The sequence below is a fragment of the Persicirhabdus sediminis genome (assembly GCF_016595495.1).
Taxonomy (GTDB): domain Bacteria; phylum Verrucomicrobiota; class Verrucomicrobiia; order Verrucomicrobiales; family Akkermansiaceae; genus Persicirhabdus; species Persicirhabdus sediminis.
The window spans coordinates 64788-83283 of record NZ_JAENIM010000042.1; the positions used below are offsets into that span (position 1 = coordinate 64788).

Genomic DNA, 18496 nt, shown 5'->3' on the forward strand with positions numbered 1-18496 from the left:
ATCCATACCTTTCTCTCATGAGAGGCAAATTTCAACGAATTGTTCCCCTGACAGCATAATTTATTGCCCTAGAGCAACTAAAATGGTCAACTATGCCCATGAATAACGATGCAGACCCTTCGATTTCAGAGAGTTCAGACTCAAACATCCCAGAACCTCAAATCCCGAAACCGCAGATTCCAACTCCTCAAGTACCTACCCCTAGCGTGCCCAAACCTGAAGTTCCATTCAGTGCCACTAGCAAGCCAGCTGACAGTGCTGAGGACAGCCAGCTCGAAGCAGATTCATCAGCTCCAGCTACAGAGCCAGCTGATTCTATCAACGAGCCAGAAACAGCCGAAAGCAAGCCTCCTAACATTCCAGAAAAACCAGCTGCCGCTGCGCCGCCAGAAATGCCGCAAACGCCAGCTAACACTGGCGAACCTAGCCCGCAAGATAGACAGCTGGCCATGCTGGCCCACCTCTCAGGCTTAGTCATCATGTTCCTTGGCCCCTTGCTCATCCCGCAGCTCAAGCCAGACATTCACCCGTACACTAACGAACACTGCAAAGAAGCGCTCAATTTCCAGCTAACCATATTAATTGCCTTTGTCGTTTCCTACATTGGTTTCTTCTTCTGCATTGGCGCCCTACTTCTACCAGCGGTCATTCTCATCGATATCATCTTCTGCATCATTGCTGCAATGAAGGCTAACGAAGGTCAGATGTATCGCTACCCAATGACCATTAGATTCATCAAGTAGATCATTACTTTTCAAAAAAAGCGCGATGGATTGCTCCATCGCGCTTTTTGTTTTCTAGCGAGAAAATCTATCGATTCATGGTTGGGTAATCCGTGTAACCTTTTGGTCCAGCTGCGTAGAAACGCTCTGGTTTGGCCTCGTTCAACTCGGCTCCAGCGGCAAATCGTTGCGCCAGATCAGGGTTGGCAATATAGGGAACACCAAAGGCTATAGCGTCTGCTTCACCAGATGATAGAGATTGATTGCCTAACTCGAAGGTGAACTTTTCGTTCGCAATGTAGACGCCACCAAACTTTTCTTTCAACTGCGGCCCCAACTCTGTTTTGCCATCATAATGCTCACGAGCACAGATAAAGGCGATGCCGCGCTCACCCATTTGCTCGGCCACGTAGCTGAATGTTTCTAGTGGGTTATCGTCGCCCATATCGTGAGCGTCACAGCGTGGCGCAATGTGTAAACCAACGCGCTCCGCACCCCAAACAGAAATACAGGCGTCGACGACCTCTAACATCAAACGTGCACGATTTTCTAATGCCCCACCGTATTCATCATCACGCTGGTTGGTTGAAGTTTGCAGAAATTGATCTAGCAAATAACCGTTAGCGCCATGAACTTCCACGCCATCAAATCCAGCTAGCTTAGCATTTTCAGCGCCCTGACGGTAACATTCAACAATCTTTGGAATCTCGGCCAGCTCAAGCGCCCGTGGCGTTTCAAATGCCTTCTCTGGCCGCACCAGACTAACATGTCCAGCTGCTTGCACCGCACTTGGCGCCACTGGCAACTCACCATCTAGATAGATAGGGTCTGAGATGCGCCCGACATGCCACAGCTGGAGGAAAATTCTGCCACCAGCGGCATGCACTGCGTCAGAGACTAACTTCCAGCCAGCTACTTGCTCAGCCGACCAAATCCCTGGGGTATTAGGATATCCAACACCCTGCGGCGTTACGCTGCATGCCTCAGAAATGATCAAGCCAGCGCCAGCTCGCTGCGCGTAGTATTCAGCCATCATCTCGTTAGCCACACGTCCTTCGCTGGCGCGGCAGCGCGTTAGCGGAGCCATGATGATACGGTTAGGCAGCTCAAGCGCGCCAACTTTGATAGGATCAAGTAGTGTCATGATATTGTGATTATAAAATTTCACGCCAATAGAACACAGCTGGCGAAAAGGTCAAACCAGCTGGCTCCATAGTTATTTTTTCTCCACATCACCTGAATAGACACGCTGCCACTCAGATTTCATATCGACAACTACCCAGTCATTTTCTTTGGCAGCATCTAATGCCTTATCAAATTTACCTGAGCTGGATGGGTTTCTATCATAAGCGTACTCGCGCTCACCATCGGTATGTTTAACATAAAGACCAAAGCTAGGAGACTGACCGTCCGTGATCCACTGCATCATCGCCTGGTCACCATCGCTATTGCCAAAACAGGCAATCGGACGGCGGCCAATGAAGCGGTGAATGCCAACAATCTTGCCTTCTTTATCATCATTGTGAGCAAGCTCAGGCTGCTTCACTAACACATACTTACCATCGCGCAGCTCAGCTTTGACATCGGTGTAAGAACCAATCACTTGTTCTGGCGGAATGCCATAAACTTCATTTGACCAAACTCGCATGAAATCTGCACCGCCACCAGAAACGATATAAACTTTGAAGTCATTTTCGCGCAGGTAATCTAGCACCTCCAACATTGGCTGATAGGTGAGATCGGTATATTTGACCGCAAACTTAGGGTGCTGAGCTGAAGCCGCCCAGTTAGCTACGTTAGCAGCATACTCATCGGTAGTCATGCCACTGTGTGTGACTTTCAAAATCTCCATCAGCCCTTGTTTGCCGCCAGCTTTCACCTTAGCTAAATCACCATCTATCACCGCTTTGATGATTTCACTTTTCTGCCACTCAGGATGATCCGCAGCTCGGCTCTTAATGTCGTCTATGGCGTAAAGCAGCTGGAATGGCAGTGGGTTTTCTGGCCACAATGTGCCGTCGTTATCAAACACGGCGATGCGGTCATAGGCCGGCACAAAGTCGTCTGATTTTTGATCTGTTACCTTGGTGACAAACTCGATGATAGACTTTTTGCTAGGTGAGTCTTCAGTCCATGAAGGCAGCGAATCCGCTAGACTAGTAACTACTGAGGCTAGGGCAAATGTGGAGCTAATGAGGAATGATTTCATTGTAGGAGAGAATGTATTCTCCCCTAACTATCTGGCAAGCTGCTTTAAAAGCAAGTTCACAGTTGAGCCATTTTCGTGTGTTAGCACGGGTGCCGCTGTGTCGCTGATGAATAACAAATTGCCGTCGAGCTCGATGCGAGCACGTACATTATAACGCATTGCTGGGTCAATTTTACTCGCATCGTAGTTGAGCTCAAAGGCCATTGGAGGCGCTCCAGCAGCTTGTTCGATCTGGCTGATAACTGTGGCCGCCTTATCGGCGATAGAGACATCTTCGAGCACCACTTTGAGAACTGCGCCAGCTGGCAGAGCAATGCGTTCACGGTAGCTTACTGTGCCCGTCACAGCTGGCATTTCAGCCTGATAGACTAGCAACTCAGCGGCAGAGTCATCTGACAAGACCAGCTGGTTAGCTTCGATTTTCCAGCTAGATACACGACCCAGCATCCCTGTATGTTGGCCCTCGATAGCCATCAGATGTTCAGGCCCCATCATGCGGGTGAGCATCAATGGGCCAAACTTAAGCTTCTGGCCGTCGAGCTCATAGGTGCCGCTAAAGCGGTTCACACCAGCTAGCCCGCCAAGGGTGGATTTTTCGGCATCAAAGAGGATTCTCGGAACGCGTGCCGGTTGGTCACCAGCCTGCAGGTCAATGGGCTCACCATTTATTTCCACCAGCTGCCATTGTGTGCCCTCTAGCGAAATAGCTGAGACCGCCTCCACCTTGTCTGAGTTCATTTCTTCAGCCATCAATATGCCACTAGTTAGTACCAGCGCACCGCATAAAATCGATTTCATCATGTGCCTACAGTAAGTGAATCTTAGTAAATGCAAACTGCTATTCTGCATCTTTATCAAATTTATACCCATGTGTTTCAGCCTGTTGTTTCACCGCGTCCACCACGGCATCACCTAATGTGTTAGCTTTATCCTCTTCCGCCATAGCTTTCATCTGCTCGGCGACAAACTTCTCACGCTCCTCATTCAGCTGGCGTATTTTCTCTTGCACGGATTTTCTCTCTCCAGCCATTTTTGCAATCCATGCCTGACGTTCAGCTAAGTCCATCTTGCGCATTTCTTCTGGCAGTTCATCCTCTTTGATAGACTTCAACTCGAAACCCTCCTGCTGGCTGGCATCTACAAGATCCCAGGCAGAGTTAGAATAATTCAACGACGCCTTAGTCAAAGTTCTCTGCACTGCAGCGCCGCTCTCAGACAGCCTTTCAGCCTGCTGATCTTGGCGTAATTGCTGTGTCCTTTTATGTTTCGCTTGGCTGCCATAAGATAAATAGGTCTTATTGAGTGCGGCATTACATTTGAGGATTTCAGCATCCTGAGGAGCTTTGATATGCACCACCGCCTTGTCTTGATTGATAGACATGAATTTACCGCCACTCATTTCAGCGCCTTGTTTCCAGCCAGAACTAATGCCAACTGCTTCTGCTCCGCAGTGGATGGTATTGACGATGATTCCTTTTGCCGCAGCCCGCTCTACAGCATTCATCGGCTCAACTGGTCCCTGCGTGAAGGGTTCGTTGCCAGCTATGAAAATCGCTTTATAAACGTCAGCGGAGGCATCCCATTTCAAATCCGAACTAGCGCGATCTATCACAGCTCCACAAAATTCAGCACCTCCATTAGTAGTCAGGCTAAATAAATCTTCACTGATTTGATCGAGGTCTCTACTAAGTGGCTGGATCTGACGCAACCAACGACCGTCCTTACTGAGCCCATCATTGCCATATTCGTAAAGCGCTACTTCAACAAAGGGAACCTTGCCATCTTGGCTGGCATCATTGAAGACATTAACTACTTTCCACAGCTGGGTTTTAGCCTGAGCAATCAGACCGTCCATGCTGTTGCTGGTATCTAGCAAAATGGCGATTTGCACTTTGCTAGCTTGTTCAGCTGCTAGTGGCTTTCGCACGGTTTGCTGCTCAACTGCTCTATCACTAGCTGGCCGCGCTCCTTTTGCTTCAGCTGCCGTCACGCTGGCTAAACCAGCTAACAATGAGATCACACATAGATTGATTTTCTTTTTCATAACTTGTTCTTGGATTTACAAGATCAAGCTAAGTCAAAAATCAGCAGTGTTGTGTAAAGAGTCTGTAAAGGCCTCTCGCCGGCGAGATCTCTAGCGGTGGTAGGGTTCACCACGTTTGATGGTATGCACGCGGTAAATTTGCTCCACTAACACCAATAGAGCTAACTCATGCATCATCGTCAGCGACGAGAGCCCCCAAATCATATCAGCGCGATCACGTAATGCCTGCGTATGGCCATCTGATGCGCCTATCAGGTAGGCGACTCTCTTGGTGCCACGCATCTCCCATTTATTCACCCTGGTCACTAACTCACCGGTTGTGAGTGATTCACCACGCTCATCCATAGCGACACGGAGACAGCCCTCGCTTGCAGCTAACAAACGAGCTGAGACATCTTCACTGCTACCGTCTTTAATATGCTTGATTTCAAAGTTGCCGTAACGACGTAGCCGCTTCAAATACTCAGCAACTCCATCTTTGGCATAACTCAATGATGGTTTCCCGGCGGCGATGATCAAATGCTTCACGCGCTAAGTATGACAATTTCTCCCCTGCTAGCCAGCCCAATTGCATTTCGCAATCTAACTAAGACTGTGGAAAATAGATGTCATATAATTAGATAACAGAAACAAAACACTCGTTAGACAGTGTTTACGGCTCTTGCAAAACGTTATACTAAACCGATTATTGAATTTCACCCCAGCATCATAGCGATCAATATAATGTATATCGATTCCACATTGGACCGACAAAAGTACATTATATAGCACTCTTTCATCTTTAGTTAAGATTTCTAAATATTATAAAATAACTCGGTCAAAACACTACACAAGTGTTTGATACGACTACCGAAATATGATTTACTTAGGCACTTTCATACCTCTAATTAGATATTAATTCACAGTCCTTGGGATTGTTAATTCCCCCCCTCCTCCTAGCTAGTCACTGGGAGTACAAGTGCAACTCGGTTTCCAGCTGCGCTACACACACATACTGCCGATATAAAGGTATTTATTTCACGAAAAACACAACTAGCAAACCAATGAGAGAAAAAACAAGTAAGGCGACGATGGCACTTTGCCTAGCAGGGGCGTTGATAGCGCCCCATGCTCGGGCATTAGAAATCGCCGATGGCACACGTGCGGTGCTGGAAGAATCCAATACATCAGGTGATGACTTGAATATTATCAAAGCTGATGATTTGGATGCAAGTCTGCTATGCGGACTCACCATTAAAGGCGATGGCTACTACTATGCAGCCAACAATAGGGGCACTTCTGTGGGGCGGAGCTACGCGCAGAACTGCTATCTCGAAGTCATTCAGGGAGGATCTATTAAGACTGGCTATTTCTATATTGGTAGAGATCAAAATGCTCATAACAACTGGGCTGTGGTAGACGGCGAAGGGTCTGAAGTTAACATTACTAACAAAAGCAACGGTCTACGTATCGGTGCAGGAAGTAGTTCTGAAAACTATATGATCATCCGTAACGGTGGCCGCGTTTCCGGTGGCGGTATCGTTAAGCTTGGTAAATCTGGGGTCACCGCAGGCAAGAACCGCATTGAAATGGATAATGGGACCTTGGTCACCTATCGTTTCCAGATCTATGCAGGTAATGACCTAGTGATGAAGGACTCCACTATTGAGGTAGATGGGGTAAGCACATCTTCGAACTGGGAAGAAAACGGCTGCCTATATTTTGAGCAAAACGAGCTATCTAACTACGATTTCTCAGGTAACAATACCATTGCTCTGCTGATTAACCCGGAGGAATTTGATCCTAACTTCAAGCTGTTTGCTGACATTGAAGGAATCAATTTCTACGACGAGTTTTCTTATTTCTGTAAGGATGACAATGGCGACATGCATCCGATTTCTTGGGACGGCAGTGGCTGGGTGGTACCAACTCACCGCGAGCTGGTTCTCAATAATGAAAACAAAACCTACAGCTCAGCTACTGAGGTGGGTGAGGGCAAAAGATACCAATCCATTCTCATCACCGATGGTGGCTCGCTAGATTCTAGCAGCCATATTGGTTTGGTGGACGAAGGTGAGATTGTTGTTGATAATAGCACCTTAGCAGTGAATACGCTGACTACTGATGTGGGGTCTACTCTGAGCTTCAAAGGTGATACTCAGCTCATCATCAACTCGTATAAGATTGACGCTGAACCGATCACATTGTTAGGCGATATCGAATGTTCAACTCCGCCAGTGATTGAGCTGCGCTACGATCCTAACGATTCCTATTTTGGTGACATCAGAATTTTCTCAGCTGAAACTCCAGCTGCGACGATTGATAAGTTTGCCTCATCTGAAGTTAGGCTGAGAAGTTATTACACTGATAGAACTTATTCTCTAAGCTACGTTGGCGATGGTGTATGGACGACCAATTCAGGTAGCATCTACGAGGACGATGCGATTGGGCTCACAAGCATGAGCTATAAGAGCGTCAAAGTGGGCTGGGGAAGTGTTGGCATTAATACCCGGGTGAAGAACTGGGGGCCGCTAACAGGCGACTCTATCTACTATGAAAAAGGCATTGCTTGTCATGCTGACAGTGAAGTGGTGTATGAGATCGGTGGCGAATATGCCAAATTCAGAACGATCATTGCGACGCCTAACTCAAAGAGCGGAGCTGCTATGAACATGAAGATCTACGGTGACGACCAGCTGCTCTACGACAGTGGTGTGATGGCGCGCTACGACCTACAAGAAGTGGAGGTAGACGTGACTGGTGTGCAAGAGCTACGCTTAGTCGGCGAAGACGCTAAAAATGCAGCCAATGCATTCCATAGCTGGCTGGCGCCGCGCCTCCTTCTACCAGGTGAGTATTACCACGAGTTTAACCATAATGATGGCAGCTCAGTTACCATCGACGACGATTACAACCGCTTTGGCGACATTATTATTTCAGGTGACGGCTCTGAGCTGATTCTGGGTGATGGTAGCTTGAACGAAGTCAACGGCCAAACTCAGGTCGACAATAATGGCACGATCACCATCACCGATGGTGGCATTCTTAACCTCAATGATACTCTGTGGATTGGTTCAGATGCTGGTGGTGGTACGGTTGAGTTAGAAGACGGCAGACTGGTTGTCGACCGCGTGGGCATTACTGAGGGTAGTTCTCTGAACCTCGGTGAAAACCAAACACTGGAATTTTTCCCTTATGATAGAAATGAAAACCCGCAAGATTGGGCAAACAACTCTAGCTTCCTACACATCAACGGTGAGATCAATCTCTCCGCTGGCAGCGCGATTCACCTCATCTATCCAAATAGCGACTCGATTCCTCTGGCAGTGAACCTGCTGCATTACGAGTCATCTACAAGCGCTTATGAAACGCTACAAGCGGCACCTATTTACGCCGTAGACGCCGAGACTGGCGAGCTCTACGAGTTGGTTTTCAACAAGGGTTTCTGGATTCGCCCAGGATTTTTACCCGAAGCCTTCGAGCTGCCATTCAAGGAAACTGGCAAGCGCACGGTAGCCTACATGGCTGAAGATGCCTTCTCACCTGAGCGCCTCGCAGATGGTGAAGCGATTTACATCGAAAAATGTGGTGCTTGTCACGGCCACGGTGGTGCTGACATGCCAATGTTTGGTGAGGCATTTAATGATACCCGAGTGGTTTCTAGTACCAAGAAATTCTCTGGTCCACTTGGTGACCCAGAGGCAGGCGAAAAAGTATTTGAGTTCCTGCGCTACAACCACCCTGGACCATTCCAAAGCTTTGATGACTCATTCTTGCAGTCTGGCCCATTACAAAAACGTCCTGGTGTGCTCAACCCACATCTGAACCGCTCTGAAGACTTCTATGCGGCGTGGTCAGGCCACAAGTATCCGGTGATTGAGGATGTTCATTTTGACGAAAACAAATACGACAGAACTCAGCAGTTCTCATACAAGCGCAGGCTGACATGGAACGAATGGATTCCACATTTCATTCCACCTAGCTACTCAGCAGACCCAATCGCAGCTCACATTGCTGAGAATGGTACAGGAAAATCATCTCTGAGTGACGCCGCGAAATTATTCAAGAACCTGTACAACCCATTTGGTCAAGCATCTCCTAACTATGAGTTGATGGCAGAAGGAAACTGGGATTACGATACCTTATTCATCGCCCAGATGTCGCAGGATAACTGGCTGCGTATTGCCACTTATGAAAACCAACTGCCTCGATGGGTAGACGGTCAGTGGGACAGACCTGGTAACTGGAACTTTGAACTGGGTTCAGCCATGGACCACGACGTCATCTACTACGGTACGCGTAGTGCTCACGTTGATATCGAGCGCAATGGCCGCAGACAATCAGCCTTCCAGAGAATGAAACACGGTTGGTGGGACTACAACTCAGGCATTTCTCCTGATAGGGATCCAGCCACTGGAGCTACCTCTGGCCCATGGGGCTGCTGGTGCCCAACATACGGCAAAGAAATGGAGCACTTCCACCAAACCGTACTCAGATACTTCTCTGTAAAAGGAACTGCTGCTAGCTACGCTAAAGACGGCTCCAAGTCACGCGATAGTAAGGCCTCACTTGGCTACAAACTGCATGATGATGAAGAGACTTACCTTGGCCGCCGCGCCGTGCTTGAGCACAGCGTTTATTACGACTGGAAAATCCTCATTGGCAAGGGAGATGAAACCTCTCTGGTAGGCTGCCTCGCCTGTGATGGCTCTGGCTGTAAGTACTGTGAAGATGGCTACCTGCCTCTCGGCTCAGATTGGGTAGAATGTGGTCAATGTGGCGGAGAAGGCTGCGATCACTGTGACGGCATCGGTTACCTCGTTTCTGATGACACCTCTAGCGGCCCATTCTCAGACATGTATAATTATACAGCTAAGTTTGCCCAAGACCCTGCGGAAGAAAAGTTCATGCGCGCATTTGTCCAGCGCTGGGCACGTAATCCACTGCTGCACGGCGAGCTAGACAGACCAGCGTTGCTGTGTCGTGGCACCGGTCATGTCAAAGTTGGCCAAGAATACAAACTCTACATCATGCGCGCCATGCCCTATGATGGTGATGTTACCGTGTGGGCGATCAATATGCCATCTGGCGCGAAGTTATCTCGCGAGCCAGATAACATTGGCGAGTACGATTATTTTGTCCGCTGGACACCAACCATCAATGACATCGGCGAACACAAATTCCGCGTGAAAGCGAAAAGCGACGCGCATTATTCGCAACACGCCTTCCAAGATGTTACCATCAAAGTATCATTAGACGGACCAACTCCTGAGATTGATCCATTCGACGATCACCAAATCGTCTACAGCGGCCAGAGCTTTGCCCTGCCACTGACCATTTGCTCAGATTTCCGCGAGGAAATGGAAATGGAACTCGTTGGTTCAGTCGGTGAGATTGTACAAAACCACCGCAAAAAAGGTGGCCTGTACTGGCTCCGCGCTGAAGACAAACACGTAGGTGTTCACCAGCTGACATTCATCGCACGTAGCGCCTCCGGCTTGGAAAGCAAACGTAGCATGACTCTAGAAGTACGTGCAAACAGTGCCCCAAGTCTCAAACTAGCTGAGCAGGGCCAAGGACCTGGTGGATTCAAAAACATCTTCCGCGCCCGCGCTGGTGAGAACCTAGTGGTTAAAACGCTGCTCAGCGAGCCAGATAACGACGAAGTGCGTATCAACGTCACTTACGGATTCCCTGGCGAGTACGAGCTGAATGAAGAATCAGGCACTTACGACTTCACCATGGAGGTGACCGACAAGATGGCGGCTGAATTCCCAGGACCAAACGTTCTCACCATCAATGCTGAAGACGAATGGGGCGTGAATACTCCACTTGTATTGCTTGTTTACTTTGAGCCAGCTGGCAGCAACCTCAATCACCACCCATGGGCGGTGACCGGTGGCGTACAATATGTAAACTCTGGCGATAAGGTGACTCTAGATGCATCAGCATCAGATGATCCTGATGGCGACGAGATCTACTACAAATGGGCCTACTCTCAAGACGCTGGCAAACCATCTGTAAGCCTGTCATCAACCACAAGCGTGCAGCCAACCTTCACCGCACCAAGCGTACAAGAGCCAACCACTCTGAAGTTTGCCCTCACCGTGACCGACAAACCTGGTGATAAAGATGAAAACGTTGCCCGCGTGATCGTCTATCCAAAAGGCTGGGATCTGCCTGAAATCGACAACCCATCACACGGTGGAGAACCTGACGAGGACGATACGATTGAGCTCACTGATGCAGAATTCCTCTGCTACGAAGCTGAACACGGTATCTACCTAGGTGGCCGACTCAATGACATGGAGCACGCCAGTAACCAGCAAATGGTTTACTACCTCTCCGGTACCGACGGTCGCCTCATCTGGATGCCTCAGATCGAACAAGCTGGCCGCTACCTCGTCGTACTTGATTACGAGTTTGATAACCTGAGCAATACCAAAAGGGATGGAGCCATCTACCACAATGACTCACTACTTGGTGAATTTGCCTTCAATAATATTCAAACCGTACCAAGCGGCAGTGCAGCACGTCAGACCAGTATCCGCGTAGGCACCGTGACTACCATCCAGCCAGCTGCGGTGAACCCAACTCAGCAACGCTTCATCGCTGAGCTCAGTGAAGGTACCAATACCTTCGAACTCACCATGGCTTCTGGCCACGCGCTCAATATCGACAGGCTCGTACTCGTACCGCTTCCTGATGCGGAAGACATCTCGTACGCCATCACCATTCCTACCTCTGGCAGCCAGCCAGAAGTAGCTCCAATGCCAGCTGGCGTCACCTTCCTCAGTGATCTAGAAATGGCATCAGGGTCGAAGAATGGAGAAAATGCCTTTGGCATCGATCAGCAAAATAACAACACAGGAGCCATCATCATTGCCGGCATCGAATACGAAAAAGGCATTGGCTGTAGAGCCAACTCAACCATGAACTACCAGCTCAATGGTGAGTACTCTACCTTCGTCAGTGATTTTGCTAACCTCTCAGGACGCACAGATCGCTCCATGATCATTACCATCTACGGCGATGGCAAAGAGCTGTTCTATCAGGAATCCATCTGCATCGTCGACCTGGTTCACCTCAACCTCGATGTATCCGGAGTCAATGAACTCAGCATTGTCACCAGTAGATCAAGCTCCACCGGTGGCGCCTACGCCGCATGGGCGGGTGCTTACCTCACCAAAAACGACTACGCTGGCTGGGTTGCCGGCCAAGGCAATGTCGACAAGCCGCTCGGCTTGACCACTCCTGACGACCTGCCATCAGGTGATCAGATCAGCTTCGACAAGTACGCCTTTGGCGACCACGGTGTGCATCACACATTGCGTCCAGACGGTACATGGGAAACCACACACATGAAGCGTGACAACGTCAGCTACACAACGGAGTATTCATTCGACCTCTCCAGCTGGCAGGCCGTTCCACAAGAACAGCTCAACGCCCAGTACTCATCCAGCTCAGCTGGTGAAAACATGGCTACCTTCACACTGCCGCCGCAAGACGAGCAGCCGAAGCTATTCATCCGCGTACACGCAGAAGAGGAATAATAATCCCAAGAAGTAACACTCAAAATAGACTCATCAGCTCACCCAGCTCACAAAACCATGAGTCTAGTTTGATACTTCAGGAAACATAAGCTCACTAGATGAGCCGAACACAAACAAACTCAGCCCTTGATCTCGCCTCCATAGCAGATCAAGGGCTGAATCATTTCCACCCACTAGCCATTCCCAGCTAGCTCAAATTCCCAGCTAGTTTTCGTTCCTGCTGGTTTTCGTTTCCGTGAGCTCCCATCCCAGCTGATTTTGATTCCAGCCAGCTTTCATTCCAACTAGCTGGCTAGCCCGTAGGGCTAATGGACTTTAGCCACGGGTCAGTGAGCCCAGCGAGCGCCACCCGTGGATAGCCATCCCCACAGGCAGGATTTCCCGAAGGGAAAATGGAAGCTCCAGCTGGCTGAAACACCCACAGAAAAACCCACTTTTCAGGCACGAAAAAGCGAGCAAACCCAATAACTACAAGAAACCCAATCGCACTCACAAAAAAATGCCGTGCATTATTTAGCCACGGAGTGGCGATCGTTCGCAGCCCTAGGCAACGCCTAGGGTGTGAGTTCCAGAAGCTGAGAAGCCACATCGTGGCGACCATTCACCAAACAACGCTGATAATGCCAATAAGCTCTCATTTCGGGTGAAAATGGCTTTGTCTCCCGCTGGTTTTCGTGCCCTCAGCCTCGTGGTTTCCACGAACTCCCATCCCAGCTGATTTTGATTCCAGCCAGCTTTCGTTCCAACTAGCTGGCTAGCCCGTAGGGCTAATGGACTTTAGCCACGGGTCAGCGAGCCCAGCGAGCGCCACCCGTGGATAGCCGTCCCCACAGGCAGGATTTCCCGAAGGGAAAATGGAAGCTCCAGCTGGCTGAAACACCCACAGAAAAACCCACTTTTCAGGCCCTAAAAAGCGAACAAACCCCATAACTACGATGAATCCAATCGCTCTCACCAAAAAATGCCGTGCATTATTTGCAACTAGCTGGCTAGCCCGTAGGGCTAATGGACTTTAGCCACGGGTCAGCGAGCCCAGCGAGCGCCACCCGTGGATAGCCATCCCCACAGGCAGGATTTCCCGAAGGGAAAATGGAAGCTCCAGCTGGCTAAAACACCCACAGAAAAACCCACTTTTCAGGCCCTAAAAAGCGAGCAAACCCCATAACTACGATGAATCCAATCGCTCTCACCAAAAAATGCCGTGCATTATTTAGCCAAGGAGTGGCGGTCGTTCGTAGCCCTAGGCAACGCCAAAGCAAAAAAAAACCAGAGCCATGCGGCTCTGGTTTTTGTTTTGTAAAAATAAGTCTAGCTTAGCGGCTGAGCGGTGTGCACAGGTCGAGCATAGTCTGGTCCATCTTAGGCTTCTTACCAGCCACATCGTGGATTGGAATACCACCAAATGAACCACCTTTGTACACCATGATGTCGTTGGTGCCACCATCGAGCAGAGAATCCACAGCGTTCACTGCAAATTTGTATGCCATCAGACGGTCACGCACAGTAGGAGAACCACCACGCTGAATATGGCCAAGCACGGTAAGGCGCGCGTCCATGTTCAGAGTTTCGTTGATCCAACGTGTCAGGTAGTCACCCATGTTGCAGCCTTCAGCGACGATAGCGATGAGGAAGTTACGTCCCTCTTCGATCTCCACTCTGAGACGCTCCTGGATGCTGTCGAGGTCGTACTCGATTTCCGGTACCAGACAAATCTCAGCTCCACTTGTCAGCGCACTTGCCATAGCAAGGTAACCACAGTGGCGTCCCATAGTCTCGATGACGAAACCACGGTTGAATGAGTTTGCTGTGTCACGAATACTGTCAACCGCTTCACGGATAACATTCATCGCAGTATCTACACCCAAGCAATAATCCGTACCAGCGATGTCGTTATCGATCGTTGCAGGAATACCAGCAAATGGGATTTTGAAGTCGTTGTAGAGGTCGTTAAGCGCACGGAACGAGCCGTCACCACCAATTACAATGAGCTTGTTGATGTTGCGCTCTTGTAGGTGCTTGTATGCTTGTTCACGGTACTTGTATTCAAAAAAGCGCTTTGAACGTGATGAGCGCAAGACTGTGCCGCCACGGTACATGATGCCAGAGACATCTTCACGCTTAGCTTCAACGATTTTACCGTCGATCAGGCCTCGCAGACCATCGTATACCAAAAACGGTTTCAATCCCTTAGAGCGTGCATAATCAACCGCGCACTTAATAGCGGGATTCATGCCTGCGGCATCGCCGCCAGATGTCATAATCGCAATTCCTTCCATATCAAATAAGTATGAGTCAGGGATTCACATAAAGCCTTTGGACCCTTTTGACAAGTCCACCCTGTGAAAAAAAAGAAGTGTAAAAGAGCTATTGACACCAAGCCAGAATCCTATTACTACACGCCCAGCGGCGGAGTGGCCAAGTGGTAAGGCATCGGTTTGCAAAACCGACATCGCGGGTTCGATTCCCGCCTCCGCCTCCAAATTCGTTCTAAATCAAGCGCCTCTGGCGCTTTTTTTGTGTCCGCGTCTCAGCTGATCACCTCTATTCTCACATTTCAGCTCGCCTAGATATCAAAAGCACTTTGGTGAAAACATGTGCATTTCTGCTAAATACAGTCGTTTCATCCTGTGTCATATTTCCCCCACCAGAAATCCTTCCCCTTCTGTATTTAAACACCCGATTACCCCCATCAGCAGGATTTGCAGCAGCCGAAGCAAAAAACGCACGACCCGTCAAAGCTACCAAGCCGCCGTGCAAAACCCACACTGCAAACATTATCATCCAGCTAGCTAGCCCGTCGCTGCAGCAGCACGATAGACAGCAAAACCAGCCCGCCACCTAGAGCTAGCTGCCAGCCGATAGATTCTCCATCAACAAAAAATGCCGACAAACAAACCGCACTCAGCGGAATCATAAATCGATAGCCAGCCAGCAAGTTGACAGGGAAGCGTGTAGTGAGCTCGTTCCACGTGGTAAACGCCAGCGCCGAAACCATAGACAGGTAAAAGGTAAACCCCCACACCTCTAGCGAAAATAGCTCGGCAAAACGCCCCCACGCTGGCCAGCCAGCTAGCGCCAGCATCAAACCACCCAGCAACAGCGCAAAACCTGTAGCCGTGCGCGCGCCCATATGCTGCTGCACCCCCTTTTGTAAAACAATCACCGCCAGCGCGCCCGACAGCGTAGAGGCAGCAAAACACCCCAGCCCGTGAATCGGCGAGCCAGCACTCGCGCCCGGAGCATACACCGCCACGCTTACGCCCGCGGCACCAATCAACAGCGCCAGCCATTGTTTCCAGCTGGGTTTTGCCGACTTCAACATCAACGGCGCCAAAAGTACCCACCAAAATGTCCCGCTAGACGACATCAGCCCACCGAGCACACCGCTAGAAACCGCCAGCCCCCAGTAAAAAAAGAAATACTGCACCGCCGTCTGCAGACTAGCAAAGATCAGCAGATTACCAATCGGGGCCCCTTTTAGCTGCGCAAATGGTCGCCGAGCAATCAGCAAAACCAAGGTACCAGCCAGCGAAAAACGCACGCCAGCTAGCAAAAGCCTTTCCGCCGAGCCAGCTGAGATACCAGCAGCTTCCCAAACCGCGTAGATTCCTTTAATGCCAGGAAAAGCGCTACCCCACAGTAAGGCGCAAAAGAGAACCACAAATGGCAAACTGCGCTTGGTGACCCATTTCATGGCCTCACTCTTTATCCGCATTCAGCTGCTCATCTTCCAGAGCCACGCCATCTTCATCCAGCTGAGGTTTCCCCTCAGCATCCAGTCTCACGTAATCATTACCTTCACGGTTGCGGCGGATGCCATTGATGAGAAATACAAATGTCAGACCAAGGAAAAATAGCGACACCGCCATCAGCACCGGATTGGTCAAAATAGCCAACAGTGCCTTCGACCACTCACCGAGAAATCCTGGCAGATACGAAAATACCGCCACCAGACACAAGAGCACAAAAAACACCGTCACAATCAACGAGCCCTTAACAATCTGCCGCACAAAGTCTTTGTCCATAGTCATCTCGAGCCAGCTGACCCGTCACCACCAGTGCCACGGGTCCATCCCAATAGCAAGCGCATTCCAGCCAGCTCAAACCTCCAACCAGCCACAAAAAATGCGGCTCCCCCGAACAATGAGGAGCCGCAACAAGCGATTTGATCTTTGCTATTATCTCAGCCGATTAGAAACCGAAGCCGAAACGAAGTGATCCACCAAACAGGGATACATCTTCGCCGCTAGCTGACCAGTTCTGAGCTTCTGCACCAAGGCGCACGTATGAAGGACAACCACGGAAGGCTAAGTAGTCGTACTGCAGACCGAGAGTACCTTCTGCGATGAAGAGTGACTCGCTTGAAGAAACGCTATATGGCTCGTCGAGATACGGATCGATTAGGTCATCTTCAGAGTAATTACCTTTGCGGTCATTGTCACCAAAGATCCATGATGCGCGAACACCTGCATAAACTGAGAAATTATTGCCAATTGGGCGTACTAACTCAAGACCGAATGTCGGCCCCCAGCCAGAGAACTCTGAACTCGTATAATCTTCATAACCGCTATAACGATCATTCCAATAGCTGTCCAGTTCACCCCAACGAATACCAGCTGAGTATTCACCCTGCCAAGCACCTAGCTCAAAATTATCAAAAAACTCAAGATCAGCGTATTTTGCATCCGCGTATGCTCGCTCTTCCCCACCACCGAATTCTGAATAAGACTGAAAGTCATCGGTACCGTTGAACTGAAAGTAAGTCAGGCGAACACCAAGGTTGCCAGCTTGTTTGTATGAAAGGTCTGCACGCCAAGCAAACTCATAGTCTTGCTCTGCGCCATAGTCACCGTCAACACCGTGAGCCTTCATGTAGAGAGCTTCGAGGCCGAGACCCCATGGACAATCTGCTACTGGAGCGGTTGCCATTGGCATCACTTCGCCTGCGTTTGCGCTAACTGCCATGGCAGCTACGGCACCTAATGTAAGAAATTTTTTCATCATGTATTTTGTATTAAAATTTTTGGAGAGTAATTATGTAAATAGAAACTAGCTAGCTGAATGGCTCCCCCAGAACGATGGAGGAGCCACAAACAAGCGATATGATCTATGCTATTAAATCGGGGTGATTAGAAACCGAAGCCGAAACGAAGTGATCCACCAAACAGGGATACATCTTCGCCGCTAGCGGACCAGTTCTGCGCTTCTGCACCAAGGCGCACGTAGGAAGGACAACCGCGGAAGGCGAGATAGTCATACTGCAGGCCAAGTGTACCTTCAGCGATGAAGAGTGACTCGCTTGAAGAATAAGAGTCTTCATATTCATTTCTAATAGACTCGCCGCCTACAGTTGCCTCATCAACGTCGTTATCTCCAAACAGCCATGATGCTCGTACACCGGCATATACAGAGAAATTGCTACCAATTGGTCGAACCAGCTCTAAACCAAATGTTGGCCCCCAACCTGAAAACTCAGACTGCCTGGCTTCTTCATAGATTCCAAAGCCGTCCGTTTCTGTATAACCATATTCAGAATTAAGTTCGCCCCAACGAATACCAGCGGAATATTCACCCTGCCATGCTCCTAATTCAAAAGTATCAAAAAACTCAAGGTCTCCGTACTGAACGTCAACATCAGAGTATTCAGAGCCTGTATAAAAATCATCTGTAAAATCAGCAGTGTCATCTGACCCTTCAAACCAGAAGTAAGTAAAACGGATACCGAGGTTATCAGCTTGTTTGTAGGAAAGATCCGCACGCCAAGCAAACTCATAGTCTTGCTCTGCATAACGACCGTCAACACCATGGGCTTTCATGTAGAGAGCTTCGAGACCGAGGCCCCATGGGCAATCTGCTACTGGTGCCGCTGCCATTGGCATTACTTCGCCAGCTTGTGTTGTGGCTACAAGCGCTGCAGAAGCCGCGATTGCACACCCGATAGATTTGATAGTATTTTGTGTTTTCATAATACGGCGTAAAAACTAACGTT

The 18496-nt window shown here is 49.4% G+C and carries 12 protein-coding genes and 1 tRNA gene; 3 read left to right on the plus strand and 10 right to left on the minus strand.

From position 1 onward, the window contains the following. The first annotated feature begins 98 nt into the window (after positions 1 to 98). A complete protein-coding gene (locus tag JIN82_RS12595; protein WP_200312005.1) occupies positions 99 to 743 on the plus strand; it encodes a DUF4870 domain-containing protein in 645 nt (214 codons plus the stop codon). A 67-nt stretch (positions 744 to 810) separates the two neighbouring features. Here JIN82_RS12595 and JIN82_RS12600 read toward each other — a convergent pair whose 3' ends face one another. The 5 genes from JIN82_RS12600 to JIN82_RS12620 form a co-directional block, all read right to left on the minus strand. Next, on the minus strand, positions 811 to 1869 hold the full coding sequence (locus JIN82_RS12600; protein ID WP_343221744.1) for an alkene reductase: 1059 nt from the start codon (positions 1867 to 1869) through the stop codon (positions 811 to 813). Between the two features lie 69 nt (positions 1870 to 1938). Beyond that, positions 1939 to 2931, minus strand: coding sequence for an HAD family hydrolase (locus JIN82_RS12605; protein WP_200312007.1), 993 nt, complete (start codon positions 2929 to 2931; stop codon positions 1939 to 1941). A gap of 27 nt (positions 2932 to 2958) precedes the next feature. After that, positions 2959 to 3732 carry a YbaY family lipoprotein gene (locus tag JIN82_RS12610; RefSeq protein WP_200312008.1) on the minus strand — a complete coding sequence of 258 codons (774 nt, stop codon included), beginning with the start codon at positions 3730 to 3732 and terminating at the stop codon, positions 2959 to 2961. A 37-nt stretch (positions 3733 to 3769) separates the two neighbouring features. Beyond that, positions 3770 to 4975 carry a vWA domain-containing protein gene (locus JIN82_RS12615; protein WP_200312009.1) on the minus strand — a complete coding sequence of 402 codons (1206 nt, stop codon included), beginning with the start codon at positions 4973 to 4975 and terminating at the stop codon, positions 3770 to 3772. A gap of 90 nt (positions 4976 to 5065) precedes the next feature. Then, positions 5066 to 5503, minus strand: a complete 438-nt coding sequence (locus JIN82_RS12620; protein WP_200312010.1) for a 23S rRNA (pseudouridine(1915)-N(3))-methyltransferase RlmH — start codon at positions 5501 to 5503, stop codon at positions 5066 to 5068. A 515-nt stretch (positions 5504 to 6018) separates the two neighbouring features. Here JIN82_RS12620 and JIN82_RS12625 point away from each other — a divergent pair. Beyond that, positions 6019 to 12507 (plus strand): NPCBM/NEW2 domain-containing protein, encoded by a 6489-nt coding sequence (locus tag JIN82_RS12625; RefSeq protein WP_200312011.1) that lies wholly within the window; start codon positions 6019 to 6021, stop codon positions 12505 to 12507. A gap of 1313 nt (positions 12508 to 13820) precedes the next feature. Here JIN82_RS12625 and JIN82_RS12630 read toward each other — a convergent pair. Continuing rightward, positions 13821 to 14783, minus strand: a complete 963-nt coding sequence (locus JIN82_RS12630) for a 6-phosphofructokinase (RefSeq protein ID WP_200312012.1) — start codon at positions 14781 to 14783, stop codon at positions 13821 to 13823. A 129-nt stretch (positions 14784 to 14912) separates the two neighbouring features. Here JIN82_RS12630 and JIN82_RS12635 point away from each other — a divergent pair. Further along, positions 14913 to 14986 (plus strand) — tRNA-Cys (locus JIN82_RS12635). A 306-nt stretch (positions 14987 to 15292) separates the two neighbouring features. Here the strand turns inward: JIN82_RS12635 and JIN82_RS12640 are convergent. From JIN82_RS12640 to JIN82_RS12655, 4 genes are all read right to left on the minus strand, one after another. Next, positions 15293 to 16201, minus strand: coding sequence for a DMT family transporter (locus JIN82_RS12640; protein ID WP_200312013.1), 909 nt, complete (start codon positions 16199 to 16201; stop codon positions 15293 to 15295). A 4-nt stretch (positions 16202 to 16205) separates the two neighbouring features. Further along, the gene (locus tag JIN82_RS12645) at positions 16206 to 16532 is read right to left on the minus strand and encodes a hypothetical protein (RefSeq protein WP_200312014.1); all 327 of its coding nucleotides are present in this window, start codon (positions 16530 to 16532) and stop codon (positions 16206 to 16208) included. A 166-nt stretch (positions 16533 to 16698) separates the two neighbouring features. Next, positions 16699 to 17511, minus strand: coding sequence for an Lpg1974 family pore-forming outer membrane protein (locus JIN82_RS12650; protein WP_200312015.1), 813 nt, complete (start codon positions 17509 to 17511; stop codon positions 16699 to 16701). Positions 17512 to 17636: 125 nt separating this feature from the next. After that, the gene (locus tag JIN82_RS12655; protein ID WP_200312016.1) at positions 17637 to 18473 is read right to left on the minus strand and encodes an Lpg1974 family pore-forming outer membrane protein; all 837 of its coding nucleotides are present in this window, start codon (positions 18471 to 18473) and stop codon (positions 17637 to 17639) included. Between the last annotated feature and the right edge of the window lie 23 nt (positions 18474 to 18496).